The sequence below is a fragment of the Nonomuraea fuscirosea genome, from assembly GCF_003001935.1.
Taxonomy (GTDB): domain Bacteria; phylum Actinomycetota; class Actinomycetes; order Streptosporangiales; family Streptosporangiaceae; genus Nonomuraea; species Nonomuraea fuscirosea.
The window spans coordinates 1-22,307 of the sequence record NZ_PVNG01000046.1 but is presented as its reverse complement, the minus strand read 5'-3'; the positions used below and the strand labels follow the sequence as shown (position 1 = coordinate 22,307).

The following is a 22,307-nucleotide window of genomic DNA, read 5'->3' as shown; positions in this document are numbered from 1 at the left end:
TTCCACATGGCGTGGACGATCGGTCAGCCCTTGACGGCGCCGACCATGAGTCCCTTGGCGAAGTGCTTCTGTATGAAGGGGTAGATGAACAAAATGGGGAGGACGGAGATGACGAGAATCGCCATCTGGACGGAGATCTGCGGGGGCAGATTCTCCAGGTTCGAGCTGAGCTGGTCGGCCCCGATCGGGGTGTTGTTGACGACGTAGGTGCGCAGGACCAGTTGCAGCGGCCACTTCTCCGACGACTGGAGGTACAACATCGCGGAGAAGAAGGCGTTCCAGTACGCCACCGCGTAGAACAGCCCGATCACGGCGACGACCGCCTTCGACAGCGGCAGGACGATCCGCAGCAGGATGCGCAGCTCCCCGGCCCCGTCGATGTAGGCGCTCTCCCGCAGCTCGCCGGGGATTCCCTGGAAGAACGCGCGCATGACGATGACGTTGAACGCGTTGACCAGCACCGGCAGGATCAGTGCCAGATAGCTGTCCAGCAGGCCGAGCTGTTTGACCGTCAGGTACATCGGGATGATGCCCGGGTTGAACAGCAGGGTGAACACCGTCATCAGCAGGATCGGCTTCTGCAGCAACGTGCCCGGCCGCGACAGCGCGTACGCCAGAGCGATCGTGCTGACGAGGCTGAGTGCCGTGCCGACCGCGGTGATGCCGGCGCTCACCAGCAGCGCACGGGTGACGATGCCGCCGGACAGGACGGCCCGGTAGGAGTCCAGCGTCGGTTCGTTCGTCCACAGCACGAAGCCGCCCGCGCTGTTGATCTCCTCCGGGGAGGCGATGCTGGTCATGAGCACCGCCCAGAACGGCACCAGAACCGCCAGGCAGCCCAGGCCGAGCACGAGTCCGCGTGCGCCGACCCCCAGCTTGCTCGGCTCGCCCATCCAGACCGGCCGCCCGCCGCTGCTCGGGCGTGGCCTTGTCCGCGCGGCGTGGCGTGCCACGGACACCGTGGCCGGTGCGGGTCGGCTCGTCATTTGGCGTACACCCCCTGCTCGCCCAGGGCGTGGGCCAACCGGTTGGCGCCGAGTACGAGCGCGACACCGACCATGCCCTTGATCAGCCCCACCGCGGCCGCGGTGCCCCAGTCGCCGCCGACGATCCCGTGGTTGTAGACGTAGGTGTCGAGCACTTCACTGGCACCGGCGCCGACCTGCGCCTGCTGCAGGATGATCTGCTCGAACCCGACGGACAGCGAGTCGCCGAGCCGCAGAATCAGCAGCAGGACGATCACCGGGCGGATGGCGGGCAGGGTCACGTGCCACAGGCGGCGAGCCGCCGAGGCGCCGTCCACCACCGCGGCCTCCATCTGCGCCGGATCCACTCGGGACAGTGCGGCCAGGAAGATGATCGTCGACCAGCCGGTGTCCTTCCAGATCACCTGTGAGGTGATCATGAGTTTGAACAGCTCGGGTACGCCGACGACGGAGAACGTGGACAGGTCGGCCGAGCGCAGCCAGGCGTTGAGCATCCCGCCGTTGCCGAACATCTGCTGGAACAGGGCGACCACGATGACCCAGGACAGGAAGTGCGGCATGTAGAGGATCGACTGGCTGAGGCGTTTGAGCCGTTCGCTGACGGTCGCGTTCAGGATCAGCGCGAGGCAGATCGGCAGCGGGAAGACGAAGACCACCTGGATCAGCGTGATGATCAGCGTGTTGACGAGGGCGTTGAGGAACACCGGGTCGCCGGTGAGCACCGGCTCGAAGTTGTCCAGCCCGACGTACGGGCTGTGCCAGATGCCGAGGAACGGCTGGAAGTCCTGGAACGCGATGACGTTCCCGCCGAGCGGCAGATAGTGGAACAGCAGCAGCACCGTGACCCCGGGAAGCGCCAGCAGCAGCAGGACCCGGTCGCGCCGCCAGCGGTCGCGCAGGCTACGCATCGCCGGTCCCCGCCGATACGGGCCGGCCCGCCACGCAGGCTTCCACCGCAGCCCGCAGCCGGTCGTCGGCGTCGGCCGCGATCCTCCTGCTGCGGGCGACCGCGGGCGCCGGGTCGGTGGCGATGTCGGTGACCGCCGCGACGACCGTCGCCGCGGCACGATGGTCGAGCTCGATCACCAGGTCGGGGCCGCCGAGGTCGGCGAACATCTGGGACTTCGTGGTCTCGGTCGGCTGCCGGAGGTAGACGGTCGGGATCGCATGTCGTGCGGCCATGATCGGCGAATGACACTCCATGCTGACCACCAGCGACGAGACGGCGTAGACCCCGGTCGCCTCCTCCAGCGGCCAGTACCGGTCCAGGATCCGGACCTGACCGAGCGTCTGCGGACTGAGCAGGCCCGGAAGCTGCTCGTGGGCGAGCTCGACGGCGTAGCTCATCTCGGGCACCACGAGGGCCGGCCGGCCGCTGACGCGTACCCAGGTCTCGATCGCCGCCGCCAGCACCGACAGGTCCTGCGTCACGGTGGCCCGGTTGACCGCGTCGCGCCGCATCTGCTCGCGGGTCGGTTCGGTGCCGTAGATCTTCGCGTAGGGGGCGTAGCGCAGCCGCGGAACGAAGCAGGCGAACCGGCCGGGCTCCAGGTTGAGATCCTCCAGCAGGCGAGCGGCGGCGACGTCGTCGGTGTGGTCGAACGCGAACGTGCCGTCCGGCCCGAAGGCGAGGTCGGGCCCGGTGATCTTCTGACCGCGCAGGGTGGCCAGGGTCAGCGTCTCGCGGCAGTACACGAAGTCGGCGCCGTCGAAACGCTCCTTGACGTCGTCCGCGAGATAGGACGGCGGGAGCAGCTCGACCATCTGCGCCAACTCCGGCAGCGTCGCCATGGTCGGCGGGCACAGCGGATCCACGGTGATCCCGAAGTACCCGTACGGGCGGCCCACGTGCTCGCGCCACCAGTCGATCTCGGTGCCCTGGAAGGCGTCGGCGCCCGATCCGTGCATCAGGACGTCCGCGCCGTCGAGGGCGGCGGCCAGCTCCGGGGTGCTCGGCCCGTCCCCGCCGAGAGTGCCGTCGACGACGCGTACGTCGGGAAACGCGTGCCGCAGCATGGACCGTTCGCGCTCCTCCAGCCGCACCGGCCAGAGGACGACCTCGACCTCGGGGGCGAACCGCTGAAACGCCCGCACCACCCCAGGGGAGTGAGCCACGTCGCCGATGTTCACCGTCGCCCATGAGGACCGCAGCAGGACGGTGCGACGTGTCGATGTCATAGATACTCCTTGCTGACGTAACGTTAATTCAACATAGGGATGGTGAGACGTTACGTCAAGAAGCTAGTAGGCTTCCACCATGGCAACGCAACGTGACGTCGCACGAGCGGCTGGGGTGTCACTCGCCGTGGTGTCGGCGGTGGTCAACGGCACGAGCCACACCCGGATGAAGGAATCCACCCGCACCCGGGTGCTCCAGGCGATGCGGGAACTGGGCTACCAGCCGAACCAGACGGCGCGCTCGCTGCGGCTCAACCAGACCGACATGATCGCGATGATCCTCAACAAGATCGACAACCCGGTCTACGGTCCGCTGCGGCACGGGGTCTACGAGGCGGCGGCCGAGCACGGCGCGACGGTCCTGCTGGGCGATGCCGAGACGATGCGCTCCGGCAGCCGGTTCCTGACCCGGCTGCTCAGCCAGGGCACGGTCGACGGCATCCTGATCCGCGGCGAAGGGCTGCTGGACGACGACGTGATGGCCGAGCTCCGCTCCCACCCCAAGCCGATCCTCATCCTGGAACACGCACTGGACCATCCCTGGATCGACGTGGACGATCACCGCGCGGGCGAGATCGCGACGCGATTCTTGGCCAACCTCGGCCACCGCCGCATCGTCTTCGTCGGGGGTTCCGGATACCTCTCCCAGCAGCGCTACCTCGGCTACCGGCAGGCGATGGAAGCCGCCGGCCTTGAACCGGCCCCGCACCTGGCCACCGGGTTCGGCGAGCAGGCCGGCGCCGACGGTCTCCGGCAGGCCATGCAGGCGCCGACCGCGCCGACCGCCATCGTCGTCAACAACATCATGAGCGCGGTCGGGGTCCTGGCCGCCGCCCGCGACCTCGGCATCGCCATCCCCGACCAGCTGTCGGTGGTCGGCATCCACGACGTCGACCTGATGCGGCACCTGCGCCCGGCCGTCACCGCGGTCCGGATGCCCATGTACCAGCTCGGCCGGGCCGGCGTCGAGGCGCTCTACGACCTGATCGCGGGACGGCCGAGCGCCGGCGGCGTCATCACCGACCCCGAACCCGAACTGGTGATCCGCGACTCGGCGACCGCTCCGCCCCGGCTCCGCGACTAGCTTTCGCGTGATCGCGACCCGCTCTACGACGCCGCCTTCGACGCGGTCCGCACAGGTGAAGGACCGCGGGTCGTCACCACGCGGCCTGCCTCCGGCCGCCCTCAGTGTCCGTGGCCGTGCCCGACGAAGGCCGCCGCGGGCCGGCCCGGCCGCCACCGCGACCGCGCCACCCACGGTCCAGACGGCGACGGCCCGCGCCCGTTCAGCCTGGTCGGGGAAGCCCTGCCGGACCAGCCCGAGAGACGCCGGCACCATCACCGCCGCCGCGGCCCCCTGCACCCGTATCCGGTGAAGTCGAAGAGCCTTGCCGTATCACCGGCGAAGCTGATCTCCACCGACGGAAGGATCAAGCTCCTGTAGGGGTCGATCCTTTCCAGCATGAAATTCGTGCCACGCCCGCGGATCTGGTCGACGAGGCGAACGAAAGCATCGTCGTGATCCACTCTACCCAGGGTCCCGGTTCGCCGCCGGCGCCCTTCGGCGTACGCGCGCCCTGCAGGCTTCGAACCTGCGACCGCCGGATCGGAAGCAAGATCCTGAGTATCGCGGAGTGTCATTTGACGGTAGTTGCTCCCACCTCCGAATGCGTGAGCGTTTCTACCGGATGGCAGAAGTATCGCCGACCCCAAAGGTCACCGCCGTATGGGGCCAGGTGAGATCGCAGTGAGTAGCAGATTGATTACAAGTCGTCGGAAGCGCCTACTCTGCGGAGGCGCAGGATCACCATAAAGGGGTGGCAGCGCGGAGAGCGAAGCGGACGGTTATGTGGGTCGCCCTGGTGGCCGGGGCTGGGTTTGTGGTGCTGGGCGGGGTGTTCTTGCAGATGGGCCTCGAACAAGCCGATCAGCTAGCCAGCGTGCTCGGCGCCTTCACCGGCCTGGCCGGACTGGGGTTGTCGGGGTACAGCGTGCTCCTGTCCTCCCGTAACGGCCAACCGGCTTCGGCTGACCCGCCGACGGACGGCGAGAGGACGGGTCACGGGTCAACCGCAGGCGCGGAGGACGCCATGGGTGCGCCGGGAGTACACCAGATCGCCGAAACGGCAGGTACAGGCTCCCCACGCGATCCAGCGGAACCCGGCACGCCAGTGGGATGGAGTCGGCGTCTCTTCCTGTTGTCTGCGGCCGCGACGGCGGCCCTCGCCGCCGTCACCCTCCTACTGGTCCGGCCTTGGCAGGGCGAGCGTTCTCAGCCTGCGAGCAACGCGGCCGGCCACAACACCAGCTCCGTCCAGCCGCCAGCGAGCACGCCGGCCCCCCAGGCTTCGATTACCAGCCCCGCATCCACCACACCAGAGACGAGCGAAACTCCATCGCCAACAGATTCTCCGGCCGGCGAGACGAGCGCCGCAGCCTCGGGAACCGTCCTGCACCAGGGACGGGTTTCGCTGATGGACCAGGACTATCTCGATGTGGAAAGTGGGAAGATCGGCGAGATCATCCCCAACAGCAGTGACCTGTGGTACGTCAGCCCGTACCGTGCGTTGTGGACTTCCGGCGGCGGTGCTCAGCCGATCACCCCCGTCTCAGGCAAGCCCACCGCCAAGTCCTGCGAGGCTGATCTGAAGAAACGCACCTACGACCAGATCGCCATGGCCGACATGAAAGCGGGCGGCTGGGCCTGCGCCCTCACCGTAGAGGGCAATATCGTCGGCATCCAGATACGCTCAATACCACCCATAGGTGATGAAAAAGCACCTTTGCCCCTCTTCTACACCGTCTGGCAGCAATAGGGTTTATCGGAACGTTTAGGGCGGCCTTTTCGACGACACCGTCGTCGAAAGCATCCGCTACGGATCGACATTGCGGGTGCCGATCGCAGGCGTCCAAGGACGCGGAGATCTTGGTGTTGCGGCATCAGCTGGGTGTGCGTCGCCGCCAGATGAGGCCGTCTTGGGAGAGTGAGTCACGTTCGGTCCAAGGATCTTCTCGATCGTGGGATCTCGCAGGTGATGACCATTCTTGTGTGGCCTAGCGTGGATAACAGGGGCGAACACCAGGCTCGCTCGCCGGAGCACCGCCAGCGAGGAGGAGGAGACCGATGGGAGCCCAGCTGAACCTCTACCTCTCCGAGGAAGACTCCGACTCCGAACGGCTGGACAAGCTCACCAGGTTCCTGCGTGGACAGCTGCTTGAGCTGGACGTGGAGGATGTGACGCCGGTCAGGACGGGGCCCCCGCCGCCCGGAGCCAGGGCGGTGGACGTCGCCATGATCGGCGAGCTCGCGGTCAGCCTGGGACAGTCGGCCACCGCACTCCAGGCCGTCCTCGGCACCGTCTTCCAGTGGATGGGCCGCAGGGGCGACGCCAAGCGGATGGTGCGGATCGAGCTGGACGGGGACGTACTGGAGCTCTCCCAGGCGTCGAGCGACGAACAGGTCAGGCTGCTCAAGCTGTTCGCCGACCGGCACGCCCCGGCGGGAGACGGGCGGTGAGCGGCGGGCGGAAGGCGCTGATCATCGCCAACGACGTGTACGAGAACCCTTCGCTGGGGCGGCTGCGATCGCCGGTCCAGGACGCCAGGGCACTGGCCAGGGCGCTCGGCGATCCGGGCATCGGCGGGTTCGAGGTGCGTGTGGTGCACAACGAGCCCGCGTACCAGATGGCCGGCCACATCGAGGACTTTTTCCTGGACGCCGTACCGGGGGACCTGCTGGTGCTGCACCTGTCCTGCCACGGGGTGAAGAGCGAGTCAGGGGAGCTGTTCTTCGCCGCCCGCAACACTCGCCCCGACCGCCTCGGCTCCACCGCCGTTCCGGCCGACTTCGTCCAGCGCTGCATGCGCGGTAGCCGGTCCAGGAGCATCGTGCTGTTCCTGGACTGCTGCTACGGCGGAGCCTTCACCGAAGGGGCCGTGGTGCGCGCGTCCGGCGACGTCAACGTGCTGGACAGCTTCGCCGGGCAGAGCTCCGGGCATGGCGGGCGCGGGCAGGCCGTCATCACCGCGTCCACCTCGATGGAGTACGCCTTCGAAGGTGACCAGCTGTCCGAAGAGTCCGGGCCGCGGCCGTCGATCTTCACCAACGCCCTGGTGGAGGGCCTGGTCACCGGGGACGCCGACAGCGACGAGGACGGCCAGGTCTCGCTGGACGAGCTGTACGACTACGTCTTCGACCGGGTCCGCGACCAGAACCCGAACCAGACCCCGAGCCGGAGCTTCGACCTGCAGGGCGAGCTGTACCTGGCGCGGAGCGGGCGACGCCGGATCCAGCCGCTGCCCGTGCCGCCGGACCTCCGGGCGGCCATGACCGATCCGAGCATCTTCGCCCGGCGCGGCGCGATCACCGAGCTTCGGCATCGGCTCACCAGTGACAATCTTCCGGCCGCCGCCGGTGCCCGGGACGCGCTGCAGGAGATGGCGCACAACGACATCGACTACATCGCCACGGCGGCCCAGGAGGCCCTGCGCGAAGCGCTCGTCCAGCCGGCCGAGCACCGGGTGGACTTCGGACAGGTGCCCCAGCACTCCACGCCCAGCCATACCGTGCCCGTCCTCGGCCCACCTCTGGCCCGCGCCTGCTCGTTCCAGGTCAGCAACTGCGGCATCCACGTCGAACAGGACGCCACGGGCCTCCACATATCCCCGGACACCTCCCACCAAGGCTCCGTCCAAGGCGACATCCTCCTGAAAGACCCCATCCAGGAGACGGCGATCCACGTCGAAGCCATCGTCACCGCGCCCCAACCTGCCGCCGTGACCACGGGTCCGCGGAACGAGCGGACGTCACCCCCGACTGCCGAGCGGCCGAGCTGGGAGAAGACGGCCCCCAGGCAGCCGCCGCCCGCCCGGCCGCAGGCGCCGCCCCCGGAGCGGGTGATGCGATCCCGGGGGAGCCCGCCGACCCACGGCAAGGCGTTCTGGGCGCTGGGGCTCGCGATCGCGTCGCTGCTGTCGCTGACCTGGGCCGCCTGGCGGATCGGCGACTTCGCCGCAGTGGGCGTATCGAGCTACATCGACACCGTGAAGGCCGCGGGTGGCGGCTCTGAGACCATCCGGTCTGTCATCGAGCAGGCGCTGTGGGACATCCTCACCATCCTTGTCTTGACGGCAGCCGGCATCGTGCTGTCCATAAAAGCCCGCCGACTGGCCGGCCAGTCGAACCAGGCGATATCAGCTTCCCCGGGCCGTTACGGCGGCCGAGGCGTCAACCAAGCTGCGGTGATCCTCTCCTGGGTCGCGATCGCCTGCGCGCCGCTGGCGCTTCTGCTACGCATCTCAAGCGGCATGTGAGGCGTTGCCGTACTCGGCAGGCGTGGCCAGAGCCTCCACGGCGACCCTTTCCGAGGAGGCTCTGACCACCGGGTCGGCTATCTCATAGGCGCGGGTCCTGCTGGACCTTCAGGGCGCTGAGGATCGGATCGCGCTCCCCGATCTCGCGGAGGAACTCGACCTTCAGATCGCCACCGCCGTGCTCGACGGTGACCGTGTTCACGTCCGCGGTCAGCGCACCCACCTTCTTCTGCACGTCGTGGTCGTGGAGCGCTACCTTGCCGTCGACCAGGACATCGAAGGCCCGCTTGCCGGCCTTGACCTTCTCGATCTCCGCGAAGTCGAGGCCGATCCGGTACATCCCGGCGGGCGCGTTCTTGAACACGTAGGCGAACGTCTCGCCGGTCCGCTGGGTGCGGAACAGGTCGTCGTCCTCCGTGCCGCCGATGCCGGCCTTGGTGGTACGCGCCGTGCCGCCGACGTAGCCCCACGGCCGCGAGCCGAGTTTCTGGTCGGGCGACCAGACGAAGCCGTCGGCACCGACGTGCCCGGACCCGCCCGCGTCGACGCCCTGCCAGTAGGCCGAGGTCGCCAGGCGGACCGGCCTGAGCTGGGTTTCGTCCTTGCCGGCGTTCGACGCGACGAGCACGTCCCCGTCGAGCACGCCGGGCTCGGCCGCGGCGTTGTCGGCCGTTGCCGTGACCGTGGTGGACTCGCCGGCCGCGAGCTTGACCGGGCCGGTTGCGGCCGGGCCCGTGAGGGTCAGCCACGGAAGGTCGGCGGCCTCGTGCCCGCCGTCACTGGTGCGTTTCTGCTCGCTCAGCCGCACGTCGAGCGGGGCGGAGCCGGTGTTGGTCACGATCACCTCGGCGGTCGCCTTCTGGTGCGGGCCGAGGAGCCAGTCGAGGTCACCTCCCGTGACGGTGGCGACGCCCGTGGCCAACGCCGTGTCGACCACCTCGGCCTGATCCTTCTTGGCGATGGTGACGGGGTGCCTGGCCGTGACGTAGTTCGGCGCCCAGACCTGCACGGTGTTCTCACCGACCAGTGCCTGAGCCTTCCACCGGCCCTTCTCGTCGGCGGTGATGACCCGCTCACCGTTCGGCCCGGTGAGCGTGACGATCGCGCCCGCGATCGGCTTGCGGTCGTTCGCGTCGGTGACCGTGCCCTCGATCGTGCCCGCGGCCGGGAGGGTGTACTCCAGCCCCAGACCGGCCTTCAGGATGGGCTGGTTGAAGGAGTACTGGCTCGCGGGGTTGCCCTTCAGGCTCTCCACGCCGACCGTCGCCGACGACCCGCGGGTGAGCGGGTTGTCGCCGCCGATGCCGTCGCCGTACCCGATCTGGATGCGGCCGTCCGCGATCAGGGTCACCGAGAAGCTCACCCGGGCCGTCTTGTCGCTGTGGAAGGCGGCGTTGCGCCACTCGACGACCTCAGCGGCCAGGCCGTCCACCTCGGTGGTGCCGAAGTAGATGCCCGCCTCGTTGTCGATCTCCAGGTCGTCCCAGAACGGGAAGGTCGCGTCGAACTTGTACGGCGTCGGCAGCGCCGTGTTGTTCCCCAGAGCGCTGGCCCGGTCGAAGACCAGCGCGCCGTTCGTCGTCACGCACACGCCGTCCCAGGCCGTGTCGTAGAACGGGAACAGGAAGCTGGAGTCGAACCACAGCACGCCGCAGGCGTCATCGCCGTGCCACCCGGAGTCCTGCGTACCCTGGCGATAGAGCCCGTCGGTCACCTTCATCGCGTACGAGCGACCGGCGGGGGACACGGGCACGGGGCCCGGCTCCGGCTCCTCGGGCTGGGGCTCCTCCTCCTTGTCTCCGCGCGGATCGAGCGTCACACGCAGCGCCGCGATGCTCGGAGCCCGCAGGCCCTTGCTGCCCCTCAGCTCCACGGTCAGCGGACCGCCGTCGTGCCGCACCACTGCGGTGTGCCAGTCGGCGGTGTTCGGGCCGGCGGCTTTCACGGGGTCGTAGGCGTACTGCGTCAGCTCGTCGTCGATGAGGACGTCGAACACCCGCTTGCCCCGCTTGACCTGCTCGATCTCGGCGAAGCCGAGGTCGACGGCGTAGGTGCCCTTCGGCGCGTCGGGGAACGTGTAGACCAGGTCCTCGCCCGGCGTGGTGCGCTGGGCCTGGAACAGGGCGTCGTCCTCGGTGCCCGCGATCGGAGCCCTCGTGGAGATCGTCTTGCCCTTCCCGGCGTAGCCCCACGCCTTGCCATGGGCCGCCTGGTCGCCGGACCAGGTGTAGCCGGAGGCGTCGGTGAACGAGCGGCCGCCGGCGTTGACGCCGACCTGGTACTTCGTGGTCGTGAGCGTCACCGGGACGTAGGTCTTGGGCTGCCGTCCGGAGTCGGAGCGCACGATGATGTTCGCGCCGAGAGTGCCCGGGCCGGCGTCCTTCGAGGAGATCGAGACCTTGACCGTCGTCGACTCGCCCGGGGCGAGGGTGCCGCCGGTCGAGGAGAGCGACAGCCAGGGCAGGTCGGTGATCAGGTCGTCCTCGACGTCGACCAGCACGACGTCGTCGGCGATCTGGTCCGCCGCCCACAGCGCCCCGGTCGAGTCGGTCTCGAGGCCGCCACCCTGGCCCGCCTTCTGGCCCGGGAACCACCACGCGTTGACGAGCGAGCAGTCGTCGGGGTCGACCTGCAGCAGGCGGGTGGGCCTGTCCGAGGTGAGGTCGGTGTACCAGATGGTGTCGGAGGCCTGGTTGTAGGCCAGGCCCATCACCTCGGGCAGCGGCGGGGCGCAGAAGGACAGCAGCGCACCCGCGTTGTCGTGCGACGTCCCGGCGACGGTTCCGATCAGGCCGTTCGCCCGGCCGCCGACGTAGAACACGTCCTCGGCGGGGTTGTAGGCGAGTCCGGTCAGTTGCAGCGTGGACCAGTCACCCTTGATCTGCCGGGTTTCCTTCCCGGTCTCCCGGTCGAAGCAGTGGATGTAGCTGGCCGGGCTGTCCTCCATCTGGCACATGTCGCCGGTCTTGGTGTCGAGCGCCATGTCGAAGGCCCGGTACTGGGGATTCCACGCGGCGTCGAAGACCTTGCCGGTCTTCTTGCCCGTCACGGTGTAGGCGGTGTTGGTCCGCGCGTTGTAGTCGTGCACCCACACGTCGCCGTCGTACCCGATGCCGGAGGGTTCCTTCTCCGCGATCGTGCCCGGGATCTCGATGCGGGTGATGACGTCGCCGCCGGAGGTCTTACCGACCTTGTCGGCCGCCTTCGCTTCCGCGGCGCTCGCCTTCGCGGCCTCGCCGTCGACGTTCGACCGCTTCATGCCGCTCGCGCCGGCCTTCCACGCCTTGAGGTCGATCGTGCTGTCCGCGCCCGTGCCGGTGCGCGTGGTGGCGCCGGCGGCGTCGAGCTCGTGGTGGCGCGCGGCCTCCCCCAGGTCGTACGTGAGCGGTGCGGAACCGGTGTTGGTCAGCGTCAGCGAGCCCACACCGTTCTGGCCGGTTCCCATCACGGCGTCGAGGCCGCTCGCCTTCAGACCGGGGACGCCCGTGGTGAGGCGCGCGTCGATCGCCGCCTTCGCGAAGAGCTTGTCGAGGGTGAAGTCGTACGACCCCGTCACGTAGTTCGGCGCCTCGACGGTCATCGTGTAGCCGGCGACCGGCAGCTGGCGGTGCACGACGCCCGTCCCGTTGGTCGTGACGCTCTCGACGAGGCCGTTCTTGTCGGTGAACGAGACCTTGGCGCCGGACACCGGCAGCCCGTCGTTCTTGTCGACGACGGTCGCGTCGAGGTAGCCCCAGTCCGGAAGATCGTAGGTGACGATCATCCCGTCGTGGAGCACCGGGACGTTCTCGGAGAACCGGATGCCGTCCACACCGGCCCAGCCCTGGATGCCGGTGATGGCGCGGGCGCCGCCGGTCACCTCGTCGTCCGTGCCGATGCCGTCGCCGTACCCGTAGATCACCTTGCCCGAGCGGGTGAGCGTGGCCGAGAAGCTGACCGGCTCCGTGTACTCGGACCGGATCGGGTAGGCCCAGATCTTGGCGTCGCGGAACTCGATGACGAACGCGTCCTCGCCGTCGACCTTGGTGGCCGCCGTGAAGACTCCCCCGCCGGAGGCGAACTGGACGGGGGACGAGACGGTGAACGGGAAGAGGCCCGCGCCGCCGAAACCGGGTCCGGTGGAGTTGTCCGGGGAGATCACGCCGCGCAGGCTGATCGCGAGGCTGTCGTGGCTGCCGTTGTAGAGCGCGATCGGGAACGGCAGGTTCACCGTCGCCCACACGCCGCTTCCGTACGTGACCGGGTCGGTGCCGCGCAGGTACTCCCCCTCGGACACGGAGCAGCTGTAGCCGCCCTTGTCGACGACGAGCCCGACCGGGATCTCCAGCGGCTGGTTCTCGGCGCCGACGGTCAGCGCGACGGATGTCGGCGAGAAGCAGGCGTTGGGCGTGACGGCGAGCCCGTACTGGCCCTCCGGCACACCGGCGATCGTGAACGCGCCGTCGGCGTCCGTGCGCACGGCGTCCAGCGGCGTGTCCTTGACGGAGACGTCGGCGTTCGGGACGGGCTGTTTCTTGTCGTCGACCACCCTGCCGCTGATGTCGTGGCGCGCGGCGGCGGTGAGCGCGATCTCGACCGAGGTGTCCTGGCCGAGGGCGATCGTGGCGCTCGCGGTCGCGGTCAGGTACCCGAAGGGCTTGGTGCTGAGCCGGTAGTCGCCGACCGGGAGGCTCACCGTGAACCGGCCGTCCTTGTCGGTCCCGACGGACCGGCTGAACGGTCCGCTGATCGTCACGTCGGCGCCGGAGACCGGGGTCCCGTCGGCGGTGACGACACCGGTGAGGGTACCGCCCTGCCGGGGAGCGAGCTTGAGCAGGCGGACGAGGTCGAGCCGGCCTTCGCCGTACTTGTTGTTGAAGCCGGCGGTGCCGCCGCACTCGGTGTCGTCGACGTCGACGGCCGACTCGCCCAGCAGGCGGCGCGTCTCCTCGACCTGCCCGATCAGGGTCGGGTCGTAGCTCCACAGGGCGGCGACGGCGCCGGCGACGTGGGGAGCCGCCATCGAGGTGCCGGACATCGCGATGTAACCGTCGTTCGGGTAGGAGGAGGTGACGGCGACGCCCGGAGCGGAGATCTCGGGCTTGATCCGGCCGCCTTCACCCTCGCCCTTGCGGGAGAACAACGCGAGCGTGCCGTCCGACGCGTAGGCGCCGACCGAGTAGGCACTCTCGGCGGAGCCGGGCGAGGAGACGGTGTCGCACGCCGCGTACGGCGAGGAGTTGCCCGACGACCAGGTGCCGAAGATGCCCGCGGCGCTCCAGGCCTCGTCGATGGCCCGGAAGAAGTCGTCGAAGTTGTGCTCGAGGGTCTGGCCCCACGAGTTGTTGATGACGTGGGGGCGCTTGGCCGGGTCGGGGTTGTTCCCGTTGACGTCGGTCGGGGCGAGCAACCACCAGCCGGACTTGAGCAACGACTCGACGCCGGTGCTCTCGCAGCAGCCGTTCGTCGCGATCCACTGCGCGTCCGGGGCGACGCCGACGTGGTTGGTGCCGTCGTCGCCGACCATGGTGCCCATGGTGTGCGTGCCGTGTCCGTCGTCGTCGCACGGCGTTCCGGTGCACGTGCCCCGGGTGGCCATCCAGTTGTAGTTGTGGTCGAGGGTGCCGTCGGGCTTCCTGCCGCGGTACTGCCGCGTCAGGGCGGGGTGGTCGAACTGAACGCCCGAGTCGAGGTTGGACACGGTGATGCCCGACCCGGTGGCCCCCATGGCCCAGGCCTCGGGGGCGTGAATGGCGTCCAGACCCCACGCGACGGTGCCATCCTCGGCGGCTTCCTTGGAGGCTTCCTTGGAGGCTTCCTTGGGGGCGGCGGGGCGGGTGGCCTGGTCGTCCGGTGTCTTCTCGTCGATGGGCTCGACCAGCGCGACCTGCGGCGACGCCTGGATCTCGGCGACCTGCCCGATCGAGGCGACGTCGAGCGCGAGCTTCTGCGTGCCGCCCTTGACGAGCACGGCGTTGACGAGCGGGTAGGAGGTGTACTTCACGCCCGCCGCGTCGAGTTCGGCGGAGACGGACGCCGCGGAGGCCTTGGCCGCGGCCGCCAGCGCGTCGTAGACGAACTGACCGCGAGCGGTCCAGTCGGCGAGCTTCTTCGCCGGCGCGAGGTCGGCCTTGGTGTCGAACGTGATCCAGAAGTCGGAGACCGGATCCGTGCGGAAACGGCCCTTCAGGTCCGAGGCGATCTTGTCGGCGGGTGCACCGGGATCCGGCTCAGCGGCCGACGCCGGTGGCGGCGAGATCATGCACAGGCCGACCGCTAAGGCCAGCGAAGTGACGAGGGCTTGCAGTCTCACGTGGGGGGTCCTCCGGCCTACAGGGGTTGGTAGGGGTCGTGGCTCTCGTCGTCGCCGTCATCGCCGTCATCCCGGGTGTCGGGGGCGTCAGGGGCGTCGGGGGCGTCAGGGGTGCTGAAGGCCCCGCGCGACAGCTCAAGGGGTCGCTGGTGCTCGATGGGGAATTCGTCACGCGCGACAGGTCGCTCAGGCATGCACTGCCCTAGGGCGATGGATCATGGAGTCATGCTCGGGGGGACGAGCGATCTTCGCTATCCGGCGGATACGTCAATTTTCATGACAGGTCGCCGAAGGAATCCTCTTCCGCGAACACTCCGGCCTCTACGGCCTTGACCGCGAGCGCGGTCCGGGTGCTCACCTTCAACTTGCGCATCGCCGCACGCAGCTGTTGATCCACCGTGGCCGGTGACTTGGCCAGGATCCGGCTGATCTCCCGGTTCGTCTTGCCGGCGACGACCAGCCGGACCACGTCGAGCTCACGAGGTGAGAGCCGGTCACCGTACCCCCGCCGGCCGCCGCGCCACAATCGCGGAACCTCGGCGCCGTGTTCGCGAAGCCGCTGTGCGACACGGTCCGCATCGCCGCGGGCTCCGAGCCTGAACAGCTGCTCGTACTGTGCGGCCAGCAGCTCCCGGCCCTGTTCGACATGGCCTTGCGCCATGAGCGCCTCGGCTTGACGCTCGCGGGCGAGCATGGCGTCGTAGGGGCGCGGCAACGCGTCCCAGGCGCGCGCCGCCCGGTCGTACGCCCTCGCCGCGCGGGCGTGGTCTCCGGCCGCGGCGGCCAGCAGAGCACGGCATACGGCCAGGGCGGCGCGAGGCGCGGGCGCCGTACGGCCACGCAGCCCTCTGGCGAACCGGTCGCCCAGGCGGGTCGCGGACCGCAGGTCGCCCGCGACGAGATGCGCCTCGATCCGGGCGGGGACGAGGTCCGCCGCCCAGACCCAGATGCCTTTTCGCCGGACCGTGTCCATCGGCTCGTCCGTGATCTGCAGCGCCCGGCCGCTGTTCCCCTCCGTCAGCCACAGCCTGGCCAGCGCGGCGGCGGCCTCCATCGTGTCGTCGGCCGCGCCGAGACGGGCGGACTCCTCAAGGACCAGCCGGAACTGCTCCCTCGCGGCGCGCCGCCGTCCGGCGGCGGCCGCCAGCCGGGCCGCGAGGCGAACGCTGCCGAGGTAGAGCGCCGGCCGGTCCCGGTCGGCATCGGCGAGCGCCGCGCTCGCCTCCGCGAGACCCTCCCACCGGCCGGTGAACCATGCCAGGTTGCTCTGTTCGAGCCGGACGTTGTGCTGCAGCCGGGACGCGTGCTCGGACTCGGCGAGGCGCATGGCCACAACGAGGTGTTTCTCCGCGTCGGCGTACCGGCCCCAGATCAGTGCGCCGGTCCCGACATTGGTGTGGATGCGGGCCACGTCGAGACGCTCCGCCGAGGTCGCCCCGTCGATGGGCAGCTCGGCGACGACGTCCCAGGCCTCCTCCTCGCCGAGCATGAGCAACGCGGCGGCTCGGTTGCCGGCCAGGTTCAGCCGCTCCGCGGGAGAGTCGACGTCGGCGGTGAGCTCAGCGGCGCGATCCAGCCAGCGCCGATGGGTCGACGCCGGCCACGGTCCCGCGTAGGCCCAGCCGAGATAGGTCATCGCCCGGGCCGCCTCGACCGGGTCATGGTCGAGGTTGGTCACCGCTTGCTCGAGCTCGCCGAGCGCGGCCTGCGCCTCGCCCCCGATGATCAGGAGCCGGCCCAAGGGGTTACGGATCTCGGCCTGCTGGCGGGCGGAGAGGCCGGGGGTCTCCAGCACCGAGCGCAAGGTACGGATCACCCGGTGGTAGACCTCGTCGACCGGTTCACGACGGCCCAGTGCGGCTACTCCGGCGATGCGCGCGACCCGTGCCCGATCCGCCGGCGGCAGCTCGGACCACGAGAACAGATCGAGCAGCAGGTCGACCGCCTTGGTGTGGTCACCCGAGGCCATGGCCAGCTCGGCACCCTGCTCGGCGTACCGCGCCCAGGACCGTGTCTCGCCCGCCTCACGGAAGTGGTGGGCGAGGCGGGCGACAGGCGGCGGATGGATGCCCTCCAAGGCCCGGCCGGCCAGCAGGTGGAGGCGTCTGCGGTCGGTCAACGGGATCGCTTCGTAGACGGCCGTGGCGGCCAGCACGTGCCTGAACCGCCACTGGCCGCGGTCGTCCCCGTCCAGGACGCCGACGTCGGCCGCCTCCGCGATGGCGCCTCGGCACGCGGCCGGCGACAGACCGGCGGTCATCGCGATCGTGGCCACCGATGACCGCTCGGCCAACGTGGCCGCGGCTCGCAACACCTGCTGCGCCGTCGGCGACAGACGGCCCACCCGCTCCCGGGTGGAGTCGCGCACCGTCGGCGGCACCTGGAGCTTGCGCAACTTCAGCCGGACCCACTGCCCGTCGCGGAAGACGAGGTCGGCCCGGTCGCACATGAGGCGGACCGACTCCTCCAGCATCAGAGGCACGCCACCGGTCCGCTCGTGCATGAACGTCGAGAACTCCTGCGATATCGGGTTGCCGTCCAGCATCGAGGACACCAGCGCCGCCGTTTCGCCGGGTCGCAGCGGCGCCAGGGCGATCCTCAGCTGGGTCACGCCGGCCGGAAACCGGGACGTCAGCCGCAGCAACAGCGATCCGGCGTCCACCTCCTCCGGACGATAGGAGATCACGAGGCTCGGCCCGTCCGATTGCTGCCGAGAGGCGACGAACAGCAGGAACTCCAAGGTCACCTCGTCCGCCCAGTGAGCGTCCTCGAGCACGAGAACGTCGACGTGCAGAGCCCGCAGCAGCTCGTCCAGGGCGCGGAACAGGCGATGCCGTGCCGCCTTCGCATCGCTCAAAGGCGGCAACGCGGGCGGCAGGTCCGCGGACCATTCAGGAAACAGGGGCCGTAACGCACCCGCGAGCTCGGTGAGCCCCAATCGCGACACCGGGCGGTCGATCCCACGGAACGCATCGACGATCGGCCCCAACGTCAGCGACTCGCGCAGCGGTGGGCACACCGAGACCAAGGCAGTGCGCTCGTCCGGCGCGGCCAGCCACTCCCGCAGCAGCCGGCTCTTCCCGATCCCCGCCTCACCCTCCACCAGCACGATCGCCGGCGGCCGGGCCAAGGCGACCCGAAGCGCCGCCATCTCCCGGTCACGACCCACGAAATGCGGCGTAGATACCGTCGGTGACGTCCCATCGTCGTCGGGGAAGGGGTCGAGCATGCGTGATGATCTCGCTTTTCGCTGCTCAGGCGCAACTGCCCGCTCGCCCGGGGATCCTGTGGGTGCCGCTCACGGGTGACCTTCTCAAACACCACCCTCCCTGGGTGCGGCCGGGCTTCACCGAGCTGAGCCGCGGAGAACGGGGCTCGACGATGGTGATCGACCTCACCTCAAGGCAGGCCACAGCGTGGAAGTCCTGCTCAGAATCTACGCCAAGTGCATCGTCGGGCAAGCTGAGGCAGCCAAACGGCGCATCGCCGAGGCCCTCAGTGAGGCCCAACCAATTCAGTGAAATACGCCCCTTCGTCCTGGATCGGAGCAGGGTGAAGGGGCTCACCCTCTTGAGGATTGCTCTTTGGAACCGTTGACGGATCACTGGAAATCCGGCGAAGTAGCGTCATGGACCTCGCCAGCCAGATAGCGACGATAGCCGCCGTAGTCATAGGCGCTCTGACCACGTACGTAGTCACAACTTTGAGCGACCGATCCCGCTATCGAAGGGAAGTGGCACGTCATTGGGCGGACCGGAAGCTGGAGCTCTACACCCGCTACGCCGGAGACACCAAGCAACTGGCCATCCTAACCCGCCAGATCACCGCTCTTCATGGACTGCACGACGCTGCGCCGGGCCTAGAGGAAGGCAAGGCCATGGCACTCCTCGATGAGGCAGAGACAAACAGGTCCGTGACATACGAGGCGGTCAGGCTGCTTGGCGACGCGCAGACCATACGCACAACACGGGAGTTGAACGATGCGTTACATCGGCTGGAGTGGGTGGCGCGCGAAAGGTTGGAAGCCGATGCAACCGTTTGGGAGCAGTGCTGGCAGATGTACGTCGCCGCATCGAATGCGTTTCACGAGAGCGTCCGCCGGGAGCTAGGCGTACCAGGCCGGTTCCTCCCACGCAACGTGTATCGCGGCGCTGGTCCACGGCCAACGCTTTCGACCCCAGACCTCCGGGCACTCAACAGCGAAGATCCCAAGCCGTGATCCGGAATATGCGCGGAATCATGGGGAGACATTGGGGAGAGACACCCGCAAACGATCATCGCGAGCCGTACACAGCCGGACATGAAGAACCCTCGCCTGACCGCAAAGCCGCAGGTCAAGCGGGGACATCCCCTGGTCACACAAAGCGCGCCTTGCAGGATTCGAACCTGCGACCGTCGGATTAGCAGTGGAATGTCAACCGCCACTCCCATCCCGCTATCGACCTGCACCGCAGCCTTTCGGCAACCGGTCCCCCGGCGGCTCCATCCCGCGCATATCCCGCGACGGTGCCCAGCCCCGTCACCCGGTGGGTCGGGCTGAGGCACGAAGCCCGACGCGTCGATCGCCCCCAGTCACGTACGGCGCCCAACCACCGCATGGCGATCGTAAGGGCGGCACCTGGAGGGGCATGAGGTATGACGCGGCAGTGATCCCGGAGGCGGAGCGCCCCGTCGGAGGCAGGAAATTGTCGTGGGCGCTCTGTAGGATTCTTCAGCAAGAGCCGTGATCACCATGTGAGGGTTCATGCCACAGCGCCCAGAACAACACAGGATTGCGTCGCAAGCTGTTGCCGCCGTTCGCAAGATCTGGGCCGATACTGGAGCGGCAGTCGACGAGATCAGCGAGGATTACGGCGAAGATCTACTAATTCAGCCGTGCTTGCCGGACGCATGGATAAATCCCGTATCTGGGTGCAGGTCAAGGGCACTACAGCCGACTTTCGATTCGATCAAGTAAAGCTGCCTTCTGCGCTAGGTTCCATCAAAGTTGATCACGATCTGGCATTGAGATGGCTCGGAAGCGCAGACTTGGTAGTAGTCGTACGGTGGAGTGTCATTCATCAGACAGGCTGGTATCTCATTCCAAAGCTCAGCTTGAGGGCGCAGGACTTCTGGGATGAAGATGATAATCCTATAGCGAGCATACGCCTGCGCTTTCAGCAAGACCACCCATTTGATGGTAGCGCCGCCCATAAGCTTGCATGGATTGCGCGACTGGACAACGCGGCAAATGGAATCGAACGAGCACCTTTAGGAAGTTATGGTCGCCGGGACCTTGACCCAGCTACGCGCGATTCCGTCTGGAAGCTCATGGGAGACCTTGAGCTTATCAAGATCTCCTCGTCGGGAGGTGGAGCACTCTCTCCAGAGCTCTGGAATTCTGTGATGCTAAACCTTCTCGATTCGGGCCCCGAGTTCGGCAACGATGACAATGCAAACATAGAATATGCCAAGAAATGGATTGATCGCTCATTTGAATCGATTGTTCGTCGGTTCGTCTGCGAACAGCTTCCTCACGGCGTGTCACTTCCCGAAGTATTATTCAAGGATATGTACGGCATGCTGAGGGTCATTCGTGCTATAACGACCACAACTTGACTTCGAGAATCCCGGAAGATTTGTGATGTGTGGCCCGCGCGGCGGCCGCGCGCGAGAACGGCCCCCAGGCCGCACGGGCAGCGTGCGGCCGCCGCACGGGCCACGGCGGCGCGAAGCGCCGCCGCTTGACCCCGACACGGGCGAGGTCCTGCCCACCTGGGGCGAGGTCCTCGACGAGCTCGACGCCGACGAGGACGCCGAGCCTCTGCATGTGATCCGCTTCGGTGACCAGGTGGACGTCAAGGGCGTGCTCGCCAGCACCTCCGACGCGGACCAGTGCATCCGCTACCTGTCCGAGTACCTGACCAAGAGCCTGGGGCAATCCCTCGACGGCGAGACCCAGCGGGAGCACGCGGCCCGCTTCGTCGATGCCCTGCGGTACGAGCCGTGCTCGCCTGCCTGCCCGAACTGGCTGCGTTACGGCGTGCAGCCCAAGGGCGCCAAAGCCGGGATGGCTCCAGGCCGGTGCCGCTCCAAGGCTCATAAGCCGGAACACCTCGGCTACGCCGGACGCCGTGTCCTCGTGTCGCGGAAGTGGTCGAACAAAACCCTGGCCGAGCACGCGCGAAGTCGACTGACGCGATAGATCGCCGCGTCGTCGTCAACCCGGCCCAGGCAAGGGAACTCCTCGTCGCCGTCACCTACTGCGGCCGGACACGTGGCCCGATGTTGGCGGCCATGTTCGCCTGCATGTACTTCGGCGGCCTCCGACCGGCTGAGGCGGCCGGACTCCGCGAGAAGGACTGCCACCTCCCCGCGTCCGGGTGGGGCCTGCTCACTCTGGAGAAGACGACACCCCAGAGCAACAAACGGTTCACCGACTCCGGTGAGGCCCATGACGAACGCGGTTTGAAGCACCGGGTGTGAAGACCACGCGACCGGTGCCGATCCCGCCCGAACTGGTCGCCATCCTCCGCACGCACCTCGACACGCACGGCACGGCCAAGGACGGCCGGCTCTTCCGGACCAGGACGGACGGCGTGATCTCCGGCTCTGCCTACGCCAAGATCTGGAAAGGGGCCCGAACCTATGCCCTCACCCCCGACCAGGTCACCTCGCTCCTGGCGGCCAGACCGTACGACCTGCGGCACGCGGCCGTCTCCCTATGGCTGAACGCCGGCGTCCACGCATCCGAAGCCGCGGAACGGGCGGGTCACGGGGTGGACGTCATGCTCAGGGTCTACGCCAAGTGCATCGACGGCCAACGCGAGGTGGCCAACCAGCGCATCCTGGACGCCCTCGCCGCATGACGCTGTCAGTCTCCGTCAAGATGAAGCTGCAGCATCGGGTTCGTCGCGCACTCTCGTGCAAGATCCTCGAATTCCCGGACCACTCGAAGGTCCTCGGTCGTCATGGCAAGAAGGCGGAGCCTGGCCAACTCCTGGAGGAACTGCGGCATCTCCACCGACGTAAGGATCAAGCTCCTGTAGGGGTCGATCCTTTCCAGCATGGGATTCGTGCCACGCCCGCGGATCTGGTCGACGAGGCGAACGAAAGCATCGTCGTGATCCAACGCGGTAGCCATCGGCGTGAGCCTCCTGCGTTTCGGGCTGGTCCCACGCCGCTCTACACGCATCAGCACCGCGTCAACGCCCATGATCACACTCTACCCAGGGTCCCAGTTCGCCGCCGGCGCCCTTCGGCGTACTCTGCTTTCATCCGCAGGCCCCCGGAAACCGGCCATCGACCTGCGGAAACGCGACCGATTCCATCCCGCGTATATCCCGTGACCACCGACAAACGGCGGCTCTCGGCGGCATGCGGCTGCATCTGGGGCGGGAGCCGTACTCAAGCAAAAGACCAGCTCAGACGGTGTTTGAGCTGGTCTTGGTTGCGCGCCCTGCAGTGTGCTGGTTCAGGACATAGGAAACCCATGTCGCAAGACATAGGAAACTTCAACAGAGTGTGTCTCGGGACATAGGCAACCATCGCGGTCATGA

16 protein-coding genes and 1 pseudogene are annotated in these 22,307 nt (G+C 68.1%); 9 read left to right on the top strand and 8 right to left on the bottom strand.

All coding sequences use genetic code 11. The features are described 5' to 3' along the window. Window positions 1-23: 23 nt before the first annotated feature. From B0I32_RS54055 to B0I32_RS54045, 3 genes are read right to left on the bottom strand one after another with little or no spacing between them, the layout of a single operon-like run. A complete protein-coding gene (locus tag B0I32_RS54055) occupies window positions 24-986 on the bottom strand; it encodes a carbohydrate ABC transporter permease (protein ID WP_106253124.1) in 963 nt (320 codons plus the stop codon). Beyond that, window positions 983-1,894, bottom strand: a complete 912-nt coding sequence (locus B0I32_RS54050) for an ABC transporter permease (protein WP_106253123.1) — start codon at window positions 1,892-1,894, stop codon at window positions 983-985. Before B0I32_RS54050 ends, B0I32_RS54055 begins: the two co-directional genes overlap by 4 nt. Further along, window positions 1,887-3,164 carry a polysaccharide pyruvyl transferase family protein gene (locus B0I32_RS54045; protein WP_106253121.1) on the bottom strand — a complete coding sequence of 426 codons (1,278 nt, stop codon included), beginning with the start codon at window positions 3,162-3,164 and terminating at the stop codon, window positions 1,887-1,889. The genes B0I32_RS54050 and B0I32_RS54045 overlap by 8 nt, the downstream gene beginning before the upstream one ends. 79 nt (window positions 3,165-3,243) lie before the next feature. Here B0I32_RS54045 and B0I32_RS54040 point away from each other — a divergent pair, with 79 nt between their 5' ends. Then, complete coding sequence (locus tag B0I32_RS54040; RefSeq protein ID WP_106253120.1) at window positions 3,244-4,248, top strand: LacI family DNA-binding transcriptional regulator; 1,005 nt, start codon at window positions 3,244-3,246, stop codon at window positions 4,246-4,248. A gap of 254 nt (window positions 4,249-4,502) precedes the next feature. Here the strand turns inward: B0I32_RS54040 and B0I32_RS54030 are convergent, their stop codons facing one another. After that, complete coding sequence (locus tag B0I32_RS54030; RefSeq protein ID WP_106253118.1) at window positions 4,503-4,691, bottom strand: hypothetical protein; 189 nt, start codon at window positions 4,689-4,691, stop codon at window positions 4,503-4,505. A 320-nt stretch (window positions 4,692-5,011) separates the two neighbouring features. On the opposite strand from B0I32_RS54030, the gene B0I32_RS57215 reads away from it, so the two are divergent. The 3 genes from B0I32_RS57215 to B0I32_RS59385 all read left to right on the top strand — a co-directional run bounded on the left by B0I32_RS57215 (window position 5,012) and on the right by B0I32_RS59385 (window position 8,477). Further along, window positions 5,012-5,980 carry a hypothetical protein gene (locus B0I32_RS57215; protein WP_146178710.1) on the top strand — a complete coding sequence of 323 codons (969 nt, stop codon included), beginning with the start codon at window positions 5,012-5,014 and terminating at the stop codon, window positions 5,978-5,980. Window positions 5,981-6,288: 308 nt separating this feature from the next. Then, entirely contained in the window at window positions 6,289-6,681 is a 393-nt protein-coding gene (locus B0I32_RS54020) for a hypothetical protein (protein ID WP_106253115.1), read from the top strand. Continuing rightward, on the top strand, window positions 6,678-8,477 hold the full coding sequence (locus B0I32_RS59385; RefSeq protein ID WP_219912515.1) for a caspase family protein: 1,800 nt from the start codon (window positions 6,678-6,680) through the stop codon (window positions 8,475-8,477). The genes B0I32_RS54020 and B0I32_RS59385 overlap by 4 nt, the downstream gene beginning before the upstream one ends. 82 nt (window positions 8,478-8,559) lie before the next feature. On the opposite strand, the gene B0I32_RS54010 is transcribed toward B0I32_RS59385, so the two are convergent. The 3 genes from B0I32_RS54010 to B0I32_RS54005 all read right to left on the bottom strand — a co-directional run bounded on the left by B0I32_RS54010 (window position 8,560) and on the right by B0I32_RS54005 (window position 17,938). Beyond that, window positions 8,560-14,769 (bottom strand): S8 family serine peptidase, encoded by a 6,210-nt coding sequence (locus B0I32_RS54010; protein ID WP_106253114.1) that lies wholly within the window; start codon window positions 14,767-14,769, stop codon window positions 8,560-8,562. Window positions 14,770-14,786: 17 nt separating this feature from the next. Continuing rightward, window positions 14,787-14,963, bottom strand: coding sequence for a hypothetical protein (locus B0I32_RS58565; RefSeq protein WP_181308852.1), 177 nt, complete (start codon window positions 14,961-14,963; stop codon window positions 14,787-14,789). Window positions 14,964-15,043: 80 nt separating this feature from the next. After that, window positions 15,044-17,938, bottom strand: a complete 2,895-nt coding sequence (locus tag B0I32_RS54005) for an ATP-binding protein (protein WP_219912514.1) — start codon at window positions 17,936-17,938, stop codon at window positions 15,044-15,046. Window positions 17,939-18,397: 459 nt separating this feature from the next. On the opposite strand from B0I32_RS54005, the gene B0I32_RS57210 reads away from it, so the two are divergent. From B0I32_RS57210 to B0I32_RS61310, 5 genes and pseudogenes are all read left to right on the top strand, one after another. Continuing rightward, the gene (locus B0I32_RS57210) at window positions 18,398-18,988 is read left to right on the top strand and encodes a hypothetical protein (protein WP_146178709.1); all 591 of its coding nucleotides are present in this window, start codon (window positions 18,398-18,400) and stop codon (window positions 18,986-18,988) included. Between the two features lie 656 nt (window positions 18,989-19,644). Then, on the top strand, window positions 19,645-20,367 hold the full coding sequence (locus tag B0I32_RS57205; protein WP_146178708.1) for a hypothetical protein: 723 nt from the start codon (window positions 19,645-19,647) through the stop codon (window positions 20,365-20,367). Window positions 20,368-20,491: 124 nt separating this feature from the next. Further along, a pseudogene (locus tag B0I32_RS54000) lies at window positions 20,492-20,944 on the top strand (replication initiator); the annotation flags it as partial. A 101-nt stretch (window positions 20,945-21,045) separates the two neighbouring features. Continuing rightward, on the top strand, window positions 21,046-21,234 hold the full coding sequence (locus B0I32_RS61315) for a hypothetical protein (RefSeq protein WP_281262693.1): 189 nt from the start codon (window positions 21,046-21,048) through the stop codon (window positions 21,232-21,234). Further along, a complete protein-coding gene (locus B0I32_RS61310) occupies window positions 21,231-21,617 on the top strand; it encodes a site-specific integrase (protein WP_281262692.1) in 387 nt (128 codons plus the stop codon). The genes B0I32_RS61315 and B0I32_RS61310 overlap by 4 nt, the downstream gene beginning before the upstream one ends. Before the next feature lie 5 nt (window positions 21,618-21,622). On the opposite strand, the gene B0I32_RS53990 is transcribed toward B0I32_RS61310, so the two are convergent. Beyond that, window positions 21,623-21,964, bottom strand: coding sequence for a hypothetical protein (locus tag B0I32_RS53990; RefSeq protein ID WP_146178707.1), 342 nt, complete (start codon window positions 21,962-21,964; stop codon window positions 21,623-21,625). Window positions 21,965-22,307: the final 343 nt, after the last annotated feature.